A 12256-nucleotide genomic window follows, 5' to 3' on the forward strand; every position below is an offset into this window, starting at 1 on the left:
GAACTGGTGCGCCGTGGGGGCCTCAGGCCGCCTCGGCGCCCTCCTTCTCGCGCTTGTCCTGCAGTGCAGCCGCCAGACGGGCGGTCTTCGACAGCGGGGCCTGGAACAGGGCCGCGGCCTTGCTCAGGTTGCCCTTCATCGCGCCGGCCAGCTTGGCCAGCAGCACCTCGCGGGACTCCAGGTCGGCAAGCTTCGTGACCTCGGCCGCGGAAATGGCCTTGCCCTCGAAGACACCGCCCTTGATGACGAGCTTCGGGTTGGCCTTCGCGAAGTCGCGAAGCCCCTTCGCCGCCTCGACGACGTCGCCCGAAACGAAAGTCAGCGCGGTAGGACCGGTGAACAGCTCGTCGAGGCCGGTGATGCCCGCGTCCGTCGCAGCACGCTTGGCCAGCGTGTTCTTCGCGACCGTGTAGCTGGTATCGGCGCCGAGCGAGCGCCGAAGCTGGGTGAGCTGGGAAACCGTCAGACCGCGGTACTCGGTCAGCACGGTGGCGCCCGAGCTGCGGAAGCTCTCGGTCAGCTCAGCGACGGCCGTGGCCTTGTCGGCCCGGATCGGCTTGTCCGCCATGTCCCTCCTCTCTCGTTACTCGAGGCTGGTCCCCGTCTCGGCCGAAGCCGGAACGGGGGCGGAGGCAGCACGACAACGAAAAAGCCCCGGCGCAGGGCGCACGGGGCGAGGGCCGGCAGATCATCATGGTCGGCGGACCATGTGCACTGCCGAGTTACGCTTGCCGCCCTACGCGGGTCGCCCGTTGTCGCGGGACCTTCGACCGTGCCGGAGCACGGTGACCAGCGGTCTCTGGGTGGTTCCTCATCCATGAGAACACGGATGACTGTTGAAGACTACGCGCCCGGGCCGGCAGCACCAAATCGCCCCCTGTGAGCCGCGCCACCGACGCCGGTGGCGGTCAGCCCTGGGCCCGCCGCCGCCACAGGTAGCCGCCGACGACAGCACCACTCCAGGCCAACGCCCACCCGCTCAGCCCCAGCAGTGTCAGCGCGGCGGCCTCGCCGCCGGTGGTGCGCGCCGCCGCCATGATCGGCGGAGCCAGCCAGGGGGCCACCGAACCGGTCAGGCCGAGCACCACGGCGCCGACCCCGCCGAGGGCCAACACCGCGACGCCGTACCCGGCGCCGCCCACCGATGCCCGGCTGGCCAGCGCACCAAGAGCAACAGCAGCGGGTACGACCAGCAGGTGCGCCCACAGCCCCAGCGCGAGCCCGACCGGAATCGACCGGTCCCCCGGATCGACCGGGCCGGACACCCCGCCCACCAGCCACGGGAAGAGCAACGCGACGGCCACCGTCACCAGCGCCGCCGCCGCTGCGGCGAGCAGCCCGGCCAGCCGCTCCCGCGCCACCCCGACCGTCACCTGCGCCAGCCGACGCTGCACGTCCGGCTCGACGTCCAACAGGATCTTGGTCTGCCAGGCGAGCACCGGGAAGAGCACGACAGCGGAGACGCCGTACGCCTCCGCCGGCTGGGCACGGCCACCGCCGTACAGGATGCCGAGCGTGATCAGGCCGGCGAGCAGCGGTGCCACCGCCCGGCCGGTACGCAGGAAACCGGCCAACCGCATCCGGATCAGGGCGCTCACCGGGCCTCCCCCGCCGGCTCGACCGCCGCGTCGGCGGCCTCCGGCTGCCCGGTCACGCTGATCGGCGGCTCGGCGGGTGGGGCGGCGCCCGCTGCCGGGAGCGGCTCGGCGGGTCCGCCCTGGGGCACGGCGGTGGCGGCGTCGGAGCGTACCCGCAGCACCTGATGGCCCTCGGCGCGCAACCGGGCGACGGTGCCGGCGACCCGCGCGGCCGGCACCGCGACCTCGACCACGGCGATCGTCTCGTCCGTCGACGACGTCTCCTCGGCCAGCGAGCCGTCGGCCACCAACCAGCGACGCGCGGCCGGCAGCCGGACCGTCTCGCCGCGGTGGTCGCTCACCAGGACGGACCCGTCGGCGGCGAGCACCTCGGCGATCAGCTCGGGCACCAGCTCACGGGTGGTGGCATCCAGCCCCTCCCACGGCTCGTCGAGGACCAGCAGGCCCGGTGGGCGCAGCATCGCCTGGGCGAGGCCGACCTTCTGCGCGGTGCCCTTGGACAGCTCGGGCAGTCGGACCGAGCGGAAGGCGGACAGCCCGAGCCGGTCGATCCAGGAGGTCACCGCCTCGTCGGCCGCGGCCCTGCCCAGCCCCGCCACCCGGGCCATCCCGGTCAGATAGCGGGCCACCGTGAACGGTTGGTCGGCGGGGAACCGCTCCGGCACCCAGCCCACCCGCGCCGGCCGGCCGGAGACCCGGCCCCGGCCCGGACGGAGGACCCCCGCGGCCACCTGGAGCAGTGTCGACTTGCCCACCCCGTTGCGGCCCAGGACGATCGCCACCTCGCCGGGGCCGATCCGCACATCGATGCCCTGCAGCACCCACGGCCCCCGCCGGTGGTACCGCAACCAGACGTTCTCCAGCCGCATGGGCCCGAGCCTGCCACACCTCGAACGCGCCGGGGCGCCGCCACGGTCGTGGCGGCGCCCCGGTGGAGCGAACTGTCGACTCAGGCCTCGGCCTGGTCCTCCCGAAGGTTCTTCACCAGGTTCGGGTCGACCGGGACACCCGGGCCCATCGTGGTGGTCAGGATGACCTTGCGGAGGTACTTGCCCTTGGCCGCGGACGGCTTGGCGCGCAGCACCTCGTCGAGCACCGCCGCGTAGTTGTCCACCAGCTGGCCCTCGGTGAAGGAGGCCTTGCCGATGATCAGGTGCAGGTTGGAGTGCTTGTCCACCCGGAAGGTGATCTTGCCGCCCTTGATGTCCTGCACCGCCTTGGTGACGTCCATGGTCACCGTGCCGGTCTTCGGGTTCGGCATGAGACCGCGCGGGCCCAGGATCCGCGCGATCCGGCCGATCTTGGCCATCTGGTCCGGCGTGGCGATCGCCGCGTCGAAGTCGAGCCAACCACCCTGGATCCGGGCGACCAACTCGTCGGTGCCCACCTCGTCCGCACCCGCGGCGGCGGCCTCTTCGGCCTTCGCGCCGCTGGCGAACACGATCACGCGGGCGGTCTTACCGGTGCCGTGCGGCAGGTTGACCGTGCCGCGGACCATCTGGTCCGCCTTGCGGGGGTCGACGCCGAGGCGCATGGCGACCTCGACCGTGGCGTCGAACTTGACGTTGGTGGTCTCCTTGGCCAGCTTCACGGCCTCGGTGGGGGTGTAGAGCTTCGACCGGTCGATGACATCGGCGGCCTTGCGGTAGCTCTTGCTGCGCTGCATTGCTGATTACTCCTGTGGTCTCTGGCGGGCCGCTCGGCGCGAGCCCTCCCACGGTTGGGTCGACGGCCTGGGCCGACGTCAGTCGTTGACGGTGATGCCCATCGACCGGGCGGTGCCGGCGATGATCTTCTCGGCCTGCTCGATGCTGTTGGCGTTGAGGTCGGCCATCTTCTTCTCGGCGATCTCACGGAGCTGGCCGCGGCTGACCGCGCCGACCTTGTCGGACTGCGGAACGCCAGACCCCTTCTGCACACCGGCGGCCTTGAGCAGCAGCCGGGCGGCGGGCGGGGTCTTCAGCACGAAGGTGAAGGACCGGTCCTCGAACACGCTGATCTCGGCGGGGACGATGTCGCCCCGCTGGGACTCGGTCTGCGCGTTGTAGGACTTGCAGAACTCCATGATGTTCACGCCGTGCTGGCCGAGCGCGGGGCCGACCGGCGGCGCCGGCGTGGCCTGGCCCGCCGGCAACTGAAGCGTGAACGTCTTGACGAGCTTCTTCTTCGGAGGCATGTCACTTCCTGGGGCTTGGAGCTGGGAAAAAGCGGCTGTCGCCGCCCTCGGGCGCGCACGGTCAGCGCGGTGCGACAGCGGCGACATTCAAGAGTAGCGCAGGCCGCAGCCCACTCGTCCGCCGAGGTCGAGCGAGAGCGCGTACGCCGACGTCGGCGGCGGGCCGGACCCGCCGCCGACGACCAGTCAGATCTTGGCGACCTGGTTGAAGTTGAGCTCCACCGGAGTCTCCCGACCGAAGATCGACACCAGCACCTTGAGCTTCTGCTGGTCTGCGTTGATCTCGCTGATCGTGGCCGGCAGCGACGCGAACGCGCCGTCGGTGACGGTGACGGAGTCGCCCACCTCGAAGTCGAGGACCTTGATCTCCGGCTTCGCCTTCTTCTGCTCGGTCTCGACGGCCGGCGCCAGCCACTTCAGCACCTCGTCGAGCGAGAGCGGAGCGGGCCGGTCAGCCCGGTCGGTAGCGCCGACGAAGCCGGTCACCCCCGGGGTGTTGCGGACACACGAGTAGGACTCGGCGGTCAGCTCCATCCGGACCAGGATGTAACCCGGGAAGACCTTCGCCTGGATCTGCGAACGCTTACCGTTCTTGACCTCGACCTCTTCCCGGGTCGGCACCTCGACCTGGTAGATGAAGTCCTCCATGTCGAGGCTCGTGATCCGGGTCTCGAGGTTGGTCTTGACCTTGTTCTCGTAGCCGGCGTAAGAGTGCACCACGTACCAGTCACCCGGCGCGTAACGCAGCTTCTGCCTCAGCTCCGCGACCGGGTCGTAGTCCTCGTCCGGTGCGGGCTCGGTCGTTGGGAACTCCGGCTCGCTGGCGGCCTCAACCGACTCGTCACCAGCCGCCGTCGCGACCGTGGACTGCTCGTCCACTTCTCCGGCGGTCTCGTCGTACTCAGGCACGCTCGCTCACTTCCGTCACTATGGCTGGAGGCAGCCGGTCAGTCCGAGTTGCCAAAGACAAACAACACGACCTTGGCGAAGCCGAAGTCCAGCACACCCACGATCGTCAGCATCACCGCGACGAACGCCACCACCACGGCGGTGTAGGTCAGCAACTCCTTGCGGGTCGGCCAGATGACCTTACGCAGTTCGGCTACAACCTCGCGGAAAAACCGGGCGATGCGCCCGAAGACGCCCACCCGACCCGTTTCCGACCGGGTGGTCGGCCGGCTGTCCGCCGACTCCGCCCGGGCGCGGGACCGCGTGGCGGTGCCACCCCGGGAAACCGGCTCGTCCGCGCCGGAGGCGTCGTCGTCGGCCACGTCGTCGACGATCTCGTCGTCCAGACGATCGTCGCCGTCGTCGTCGCGCCGCTTGTTGTCGGCCACTTCGCCCTCCGTCGCGGAATCTTGGGTCGCACGCCGAGTGGCGTACGCGGCGCTGGTCACGCCGGCCGGACCCAACCGTCCCGCGACGGGCCGCGGCCGGTGGATCAGCCGGAGGGCCCGATTGCCTCGGAACCACCCCGCCGATGCCACCACCACGGGCCGGACGCCGCCGAGCTGGCGGCGCGACCCACGGGAACGGTCAGGCCTGAGGCGCAGGGGTGACAGGACTTGAACCTGCAGCCTGCGGTTTTGGAGACCGCTGCTCTGCCAATTGAGCTACACCCCTATGCGGCAACACTCGCCCCACGCGGCCACAGACGACCGAGCAGGGGTCACTTGCCCCACGGCGGACCAGTGTACGGGTAGCCGCCCGACTTTCCCAACCGGTCTCTCCGCCACGCGTGGCGGGCTCTGTTCAGCGCGCCGACCGGATGGTTGCCCGCGCCTGTGACAGCACCTTCTCCCCCAGGCAGGTGGCGGTCACCTCCAGGCGGGTGAGACCATCCTCGGTCACCTCACGGACCCGCGCGGTGACCTCGATCTCGGTCCCCTGGTCGTCGTCCGGGACCACCACCGGCCGGGTGAACCGCACGCCGTACTCCACCACCGCGTCCGGCGAACCGGCCCACTCGGTGACCGCCCGGCCGACCAGAGCCATGGTGAACATGCCGTGGGCGATCACCCCGGGCAGACCCACAGAGGTGGCGACCCGGTCGCTCCAGTGGATCGGGTTGAAGTCGCCCGAGGCGCCGGCGTAACGGACCAGGTCCGCACGGGTCACCCGGAACGTCTGTGCTGGCAACTCCATCTCACGCCTCCCCACGGATGACATACCTGGCCCAGACCGCCACCACGGGCTCCCCGCCGACGGTGCTCACGTCGGTGCGGGTGGTCAGGAAGCCGTGCCCACCCCGGGTGCTGACGTCCTCGATGGTGTTCGTGCAGACCAGCTCGTCGCCGGCGAACACCGGCCTGGTGTACGCGAACCGCTGGTCGCCGTGCACCAGGCGGCTGTAGTCGACACCCAGGGCCGGGTCCTCGATGATCTGGCGGCTCGCGGCCATCGTGACGATCACCGGGAAGGTCGGCGGAGCCACCACGTCGGGGTGGCCCAGCGCCTGCGCGGCCTCCGGGTCGTGGTGGGCCGGATCGGTGGCGCCGATGGCGGTGGCGAACTCGCGGATCTTTTCTCGGCCCACCTGGTAGGGGGCGGTCGGCGGATAGGTCCGGCCGACGAAGGAGGCGTCCAGAGGCATGCGGCGAACCTACACGGAAAGCCCAATCGCCGACCTGATCGGTAGGCGGCGGCGGAGCCGCACCACACCGGTCAGATCGGCGATCGGAAAAACTTAGACGGTGGCCGGCCAAAGGCCGGCCAGCGATCAGCGGGTCTCTCGGTGGACCGTGTGCCGACCGTCGCGCGGGCAGAACTTCTTCAGCTCGATGCGGTCGGGGTCGTTGCGCCGGTTCTTGCGCGTGATGTAGTTGCGCTCCTTGCACTCCACACACGCCAAAGTGATCTTCGGCCGGACATCGGTAGCCTTCGCCACGGCGGAGTGCCTTCCTCGCTAACGGAAACAACTACGACGCGCCAGCCTAGACGCTGACAGCGCGGACATGCAAAGTGGGCGCCAGAAGCGCCCATTCTTACGACCACCGGCAACTAGCCCGGAAGACGAGAGTAGCGGTGGCCGGACTTGAACCGGCGACACAGCGATTATGAGCCGCTTGCTCTACCATCTGAGCTACACCGCTGCGATGGGTCCAGCTGAACCCTCGAGCCCCCTTACGGAATCGAACCGTAGACCTTCTCCTTACCATGGAGACGCTCTGCCGACTGAGCTAAGGGGGCCTGCGCGATCTCCCCGTGGGGCGCGCAGGAGTAAGAGTACACGGCCCGGCTCGACAGGTGAAATCGGATCCCCCGTGCTCGTCCGCGCCCTGCTCAGGGCACGACTCGAAGGCGCGGCAGCTCCCCGTTGGAGATCGTCTCCGGCTCGACCTGGGCACCGAACCAGGCAGCCAACCGCTCGTACGGCAGCGGCCTGCTGAACAGGAAGCCCTGCCCGATCTCACAACCGATGTCCTGGAGAAGCTCCAGGGTCAACTCGCTCTCCACCCCCTCGGCCACCACCGCCAGGCCGAACTGCTGGGAGAGAGTCACCACCGCGTTGACGATCGCCAGGTCCCCCGGATCGGTAGCCATGCCCTGCACGAAGGAGCGGTCCACCTTCACCTCGTGCACCGGCAGCCGCCGCAGGTGCGCCAGGGACGAGTCGCCGGTGCCGAAGTCGTCCACCGACAGCCGTACGCCGAGATCCCGCAGCCGTTGCAGGGTGGGGATGGGCCGGTCCGTGCCGTCCAGCACCCCCGACTCGGTGATCTCCAGGGTGAGGCGCTGCGCCGGCACCTTGTACTCGGTCAACAACTCCTGGACCCGGTCCGGGAAGTGCTGGTCGATGAGCGTACGAGCCGAGAGGTTGACCGCGATGGGCAGCGGCTGGTCGGCCAGGGCCCAGTCCCGACTGCGGCGCAGGCCCTCGCGCAGCACCACCTCGGTGAGCCGGCTCAACTGGCCGGTGTGCTCGGCCACCGCCACGAAGTCCTCCGGCGCGACGGTGCCGTGCGCCGGGTGCTCCCAGCGGGCCAGACACTCGACACCGACCAGGCGCCGGTCCCGCAGCGTCACCTTGGGCTGGAAGTAGACCTCCAGCTCGCCCTGGTCCAGTGCTCGGCGCAGGTCGCCGGCCAGGCCCAGCCGGCGCAGTGAACGGGACTCCAGCGCGGGGTTGAACAGCTGCACACTGCCCGGCACCGACTTGGCCGCGGTGGCCGCGAGGTCGACCCGAAGCAGCAGGGTCGCCGCGTCGCTGCCGTGATCCGGGTGTACGGCCACCCCGACGGCGGTGTTCACGTCGAGGGTGAGCGCGTCGAAGACCATCTCGTCGCGGATCTGGTCGCGCAGCTGGGCGGCCAACTCGAGCGCGGCCTCGGCGCTCTCCAACCGCAGCGTCACCAGGAACTCGTCCCCGCCGGCACGGCCCACCAGAGCCGACGACGGTGCGCTGGCCCGCAACCGGTTGGCGACCTCGGTGAGGACCTTGTCGCCGGCGGCGTGACCCAGGGACTCGTTGACCTGGCGCAGCCCGTCGACGTCGAAGAGCAGCAGCGCCACCACCTCGCCCGGCGCGCGGATCTTGACCGACTCGTCCAGCGCTCCGGTGATCCGTCGCCGGTTGGGCAGCCGGGTCAACGTGTCGTGGTGCGCGTCGTGCCGCAGCCGGTCGACCAGTCGCGAATTCTCCAGGGCCACGGCGGCGTGCGCGGAGACCGTCTCGAAGATGGGGATGTCACCACGGGTGAAATGACCGACATCGCTGAGCCGGTTGGCGACCTCCAGGGTGCCGATGACCGCCTGACCGGACCGGAGCGGCACCACGATGACGTCCTTGATCTTGCTGTGGCTCAGCGCCTGGCGCTCGTTCGCCTTCTCGTCGAAAGCGCGCCCCACCGCGATGGTCCGCCCCTCGTCCGACGCCCGCTGGCGAAGGGACGCCGGCGTGGGTACGACGTCCAACAGGCCCGAGTCGTCGACCCGGGCGGTGAGCAGCACCTCGGGATGGCGGCCCTGGGCGGGCAGCCACAGCGTGGCGTACTCGGCCTGCATCAGGGCCCGGACCCGACCCAGGAGCGCATCGACGAGGGTGCCGTCCTGGCCGCGCTCCCCGATAGCGCGGGTGAGGTCGTACATCGCGGCCAGCGTCCGGTGTTGCCGGAAGAACTCCGCGTAGGAGCGGTAGACCAGGACCAGTGCCGCACCGAGAGCGGCCAGCAGCACCAACGACCACCAGGTGGTGGTGACGGCGATCAGGATGATGAGACCGAGCGAGACGTTGATCGCCGCAGTGAGCAGAGCGGGACGTGCGGTGCGGAGAGAGTCCCGTCCCGCCTGCCAACCCTGCAGGAGGGTGTGCACGCCGACGATGCCGAGAAGGCTGACCAGGATCACCGCGGTCACGGCCGCGAAGAGACTCAGCCAGGTGCCGGGGTCGTCCACCTCCTTCGACGGCGGTAGCGCCTGAAGGAGGAGGACGGCGAGAGAGGTCCCGGCGGCAGCCTTGGCCACGTTGAACCAGAACTTGACAGGCGCGAACCGGTGCCGCGTCTGCGTGAGCATGGACGCCACCGTGTAGATCGCGACGACGGTCAGCGGTGGCAGCAGAAACAGCGCTAACACCAGCGGGATCTCGGTCAGGGTCATGCCGAACGACTGCCGCCGGACCACAAAGTTGAGGACCGGCATGCCCACGGCGGCCATGGCGACCAGCAACAGGAGCGCGAGGAGCCAGTCACCGAAGGGCTGGGACGACACCAGCCCCGTGACGATGGAACAGATCGCGGCGAAGAACACCAGTGGCGCGGTGATGAACCATGCACGATCCGCCGAACGACGTCGCGATCGATCACGCGGAGCCATACCGCTCCCTACGGCGCCTGCGGTTTACCGCCCTTGGCTTGGGGTGAGCTGAACGAGTCAGCGACCGCTGCCGACGATAGTGCCTTCCGGAGCGACGGTCCAGATGAGATCGATGGCCTGAGCTCCGCGAGCACTGCTGTCATAGAGGCCAGCGGGGAAGGCGACGATGGCGGCGGCAGCAAGAACAAGGAGGAGAGACCCACCGAGTCGGCCTAGCCTTCGACCAGACATGATCGCTCCTGTCGGGAGATGTACAGCGTTGATGGAGGTTCCACGATCGTGCCACAGCGCGGGCAGCCAGAGAAGTGGTGGTCGCCCGACTGGCCCCACCGTCTGTTACTTCCCGCCGTTCGGCCTACCGCCCCCAACGCACCGGGCCAGATCACGAGCCTGCAGGTCGCTTAACCGTTTCACCCAGCGTTGAATGCGACCTTCAACGCAATTCGGGTCCAGCTGTAGGCACTGCCACATCCGGTACGACGGTCACCGTCAGCAACGCTCAACAGCCCGCGACGAACGCGCGCCTCCGATCCGGCCATCGACCACCATACCGGCTCTCCGCCATCCCGCTAGTACCTCGTCGGGTTCATTTCAGTTTGGTCGCCAGCAGAACGAACGCGGACCACAGGCAGGGTATGCGCAGCTAGGCGTGGAACTTTCATCGATGACGGCAGATACGATAAGCGCTGATGTGGCGAAGTCGCCATCGATGTGGGCGCCGACCTACCGCCACGCGCACCAACACTGACCACCGCGACGCCCGCACCTCGGCTTCAGTGCTCCGCCAGCGTGCGCCCGCAGCGGGAGAATTCGGCGGTCAGCCGACTTTGGCCGCAGGCCGACGCGGTGCCGGCTGTTGGGCCGGAGGCGGCGACATGTCCGGCCGACCGCTCGTGCGATCGGGCCCCGTGTTGACTCGTGCCGGCGAGAATATCGGCGCACGGCGATGTCGCGTTGATGGCTTGCCCTCGAAGCGAAAAGACGCCCACGGCAAGGCGGCACGGAAGCAGCGAGGACTCGCGAGGCCGCCCGGAGCGCGCGGTCATCCACCGCCACATCCAACAGCGATGGACAGCACGGACAGCCGTCCCGCCCGGAACGCGGTCAGATGCTCGGTCGTCAGTTGGTACGACATGGGTGGATCACTCGTCTTCCAGCGATCGACGTGCACGAAACAGCCGTGCCAACTGCCGTGGCCGATCATTTCGAAGTCAGGGAAGGCCGGATCCGTTGCTGGAGCGCCGACAACGAGCCCTGGTCCGGACACGCGGGCGACGACGTTGTCGTCCGGAGGGCCGACGAAGATCGCGACTGCGGCGCGCTGCTCGGCGGGTGCTGTACCAGGATCGATGTAGTCGTGCACCCGCTCGTAACCGCGCACGCTGATCTGAGACACATAGCCTTGCGCCTCAGTCGCAGGGGCGTCTCTCACCTTGAGCACGCCGAAACAGCAGGCGGCAACGGCGACAACTGACAGCAGCCAGATACGCCGGCGTCGCGAACGAACCTTGACGTGTGTGTCAGTGGCATCGTCGGGTCCAGGCACGACGACACAGTAGGCCGGCGACCGGCGCATGGGTGGGGCTCAAGGTCAACAACGCCGAACGGACAGACAATCCTGGACCGTTCCCGATCAGTCGGCGCAGGGCCGGGTGGTCACCGGCGGGCACTAGACGTCACTGGGCGGCCGGCCCCCGCGAGCAGGCCTTTCGGACATCACAGCCGGCTGAGCGCGCTCTTCCAAACTGAGGCTTCACCCGGAGGCAGCATTGTCGTCAGCGGCTGGACGCAGCCGAACTCGACTAGATCAACGACAACGGCCCCCGATCAGCATCTCTGCTGGTCAGGGGCCGTGTCTGCACCTGGTGGCGGGTAGAGGATTCGAACCTCTGAAGCTTTCGCGACGGATTTACAGTCCGCTCCCATTGGCCGCTCGGGCAACCCGCCAGGGCACCCCACCGCGTCGCAACGCGGCGGCGGAAGCAAGAATAGCGGCTCCCCCCGGCACCAACGCAACCGGGTACCGTCAGGGGGTCGTGCCGCTGGTCGGCGGCCGACGGCAGGCCCAGACCGCCGGACAGCAGGAGCAGAAACATGGCAGCGAACCCGTCGTTCGACATCGTGAGCAAGGTTGACCGTCAGGAGGTCGACAACGCCCTTCGGCAGGCGGAGAAGGAGCTTGCGACGCGGTTCGACTTCCGCGGCACCGGCGCTGAGATCTCCTGGTCTGGCGAGGAGGCGATCGGTCTTCAGGCGGAGACCGAGGAGCGTGTCCGCGCCGCGCTGGACGTGTTCAAGGAGAAGCTCGTCAAGCGGAACATCTCGCTGAAGTCGCTGGATGCTGGGGAGCCGCGCCCGTCGGGCAAGATCTTCAAGATCGACTGCAAGGTGATCCAGGGCATCGAGGCGGACAAGGCCAAGGCCATCAGCAAGAAGATCCGCGACGAGGGTCCCAAGGGCGTGCAGGCGCAGATCCAGGGCGACCAGCTGCGGGTGACCGGCAAGAAGCGCGACGACCTGCAGGCCGTCATCTCGCTGTTGAAGGGCGAGGACTTCGGCGTGGCGCTTCAGTTCAACAACTACCGCTGACGGCTGTCCACGGCGAGCCGACCTGGGGACGCAGCGCATCCGGGTGAGATCGACTCGGGTTCCTGAAAGTCGGGGCATC

13 protein-coding genes and 4 tRNA genes are annotated in these 12256 nt (G+C 69.0%); 1 reads left to right on the top strand and 16 read right to left on the bottom strand.

From position 1 onward, the window contains the following. Window positions 1–22: 22 nt before the first annotated feature. The 16 genes from rplJ to AB0C03_RS09055 all read right to left on the bottom strand — a co-directional run bounded on the left by rplJ (window position 23) and on the right by AB0C03_RS09055 (window position 11535). Window positions 23–568, bottom strand: a complete 546-nt coding sequence (gene rplJ, locus AB0C03_RS08980; protein WP_030329872.1) for a 50S ribosomal protein L10 — start codon at window positions 566–568, stop codon at window positions 23–25. 340 nt (window positions 569–908) lie between these two features. Next, window positions 909–1598: a hypothetical protein gene (locus AB0C03_RS08985; protein ID WP_357635673.1), complete on the bottom strand. Its 690-nt coding sequence runs from the start codon at window positions 1596–1598 to the stop codon at window positions 909–911. Further along, on the bottom strand, window positions 1595–2467 hold the full coding sequence (locus AB0C03_RS08990) for an ATP-binding cassette domain-containing protein (protein WP_357635676.1): 873 nt from the start codon (window positions 2465–2467) through the stop codon (window positions 1595–1597). The genes AB0C03_RS08985 and AB0C03_RS08990 overlap by 4 nt, the downstream gene beginning before the upstream one ends. A gap of 80 nt (window positions 2468–2547) precedes the next feature. Next, window positions 2548–3264, bottom strand: a complete 717-nt coding sequence (gene rplA, locus AB0C03_RS08995; RefSeq protein WP_030329866.1) for a 50S ribosomal protein L1 — start codon at window positions 3262–3264, stop codon at window positions 2548–2550. 78 nt (window positions 3265–3342) lie between these two features. Beyond that, the gene (gene rplK / locus AB0C03_RS09000) at window positions 3343–3774 is read right to left on the bottom strand and encodes a 50S ribosomal protein L11 (RefSeq protein ID WP_030329864.1); all 432 of its coding nucleotides are present in this window, start codon (window positions 3772–3774) and stop codon (window positions 3343–3345) included. 186 nt (window positions 3775–3960) lie between these two features. After that, on the bottom strand, window positions 3961–4683 hold the full coding sequence (gene nusG / locus AB0C03_RS09005; protein ID WP_030329862.1) for a transcription termination/antitermination protein NusG: 723 nt from the start codon (window positions 4681–4683) through the stop codon (window positions 3961–3963). 38 nt (window positions 4684–4721) lie between these two features. Next, window positions 4722–5111 carry a preprotein translocase subunit SecE gene (gene secE, locus AB0C03_RS09010; RefSeq protein ID WP_030329860.1) on the bottom strand — a complete coding sequence of 130 codons (390 nt, stop codon included), beginning with the start codon at window positions 5109–5111 and terminating at the stop codon, window positions 4722–4724. Window positions 5112–5324: 213 nt separating this feature from the next. Further along, a tRNA-Trp gene (locus tag AB0C03_RS09015) sits at window positions 5325–5397 on the bottom strand. 129 nt (window positions 5398–5526) lie between these two features. After that, on the bottom strand, window positions 5527–5919 hold the full coding sequence (locus AB0C03_RS09020; RefSeq protein ID WP_030329858.1) for a MaoC family dehydratase: 393 nt from the start codon (window positions 5917–5919) through the stop codon (window positions 5527–5529). A 1-nt stretch (window position 5920) separates the two neighbouring features. Next, the gene (locus tag AB0C03_RS09025) at window positions 5921–6367 is read right to left on the bottom strand and encodes a MaoC family dehydratase N-terminal domain-containing protein (RefSeq protein WP_030329856.1); all 447 of its coding nucleotides are present in this window, start codon (window positions 6365–6367) and stop codon (window positions 5921–5923) included. Between the two features lie 126 nt (window positions 6368–6493). After that, window positions 6494–6661: a 50S ribosomal protein L33 gene (gene rpmG / locus AB0C03_RS09030; RefSeq protein WP_007073056.1), complete on the bottom strand. Its 168-nt coding sequence runs from the start codon at window positions 6659–6661 to the stop codon at window positions 6494–6496. Window positions 6662–6793: 132 nt separating this feature from the next. Further along, window positions 6794–6866, bottom strand: a tRNA-Met gene (locus AB0C03_RS09035). Window positions 6867–6890: 24 nt separating this feature from the next. After that, window positions 6891–6963: transfer RNA gene (locus AB0C03_RS09040), tRNA-Thr, on the bottom strand. A 93-nt stretch (window positions 6964–7056) separates the two neighbouring features. After that, complete coding sequence (locus AB0C03_RS09045; protein WP_030329854.1) at window positions 7057–9588, bottom strand: putative bifunctional diguanylate cyclase/phosphodiesterase; 2532 nt, start codon at window positions 9586–9588, stop codon at window positions 7057–7059. Between the two features lie 1042 nt (window positions 9589–10630). Continuing rightward, window positions 10631–11134 (bottom strand): hypothetical protein, encoded by a 504-nt coding sequence (locus tag AB0C03_RS09050; RefSeq protein WP_357635681.1) that lies wholly within the window; start codon window positions 11132–11134, stop codon window positions 10631–10633. Between the two features lie 317 nt (window positions 11135–11451). Further along, window positions 11452–11535 (bottom strand) — tRNA-Tyr (locus AB0C03_RS09055). A gap of 147 nt (window positions 11536–11682) precedes the next feature. Between AB0C03_RS09055 and AB0C03_RS09060 the strand changes: the two genes are divergently transcribed. Further along, window positions 11683–12177: a YajQ family cyclic di-GMP-binding protein gene (locus tag AB0C03_RS09060; RefSeq protein ID WP_030329827.1), complete on the top strand. Its 495-nt coding sequence runs from the start codon at window positions 11683–11685 to the stop codon at window positions 12175–12177. The last annotated feature ends 79 nt before the right edge of the window (window positions 12178–12256 follow it).

The sequence above is a fragment of the Micromonospora parva genome, assembly GCF_040649675.1.
In the GTDB taxonomy this organism is placed as follows: Bacteria; Actinomycetota; Actinomycetes; order Mycobacteriales; family Micromonosporaceae; genus Micromonospora; species Micromonospora parva.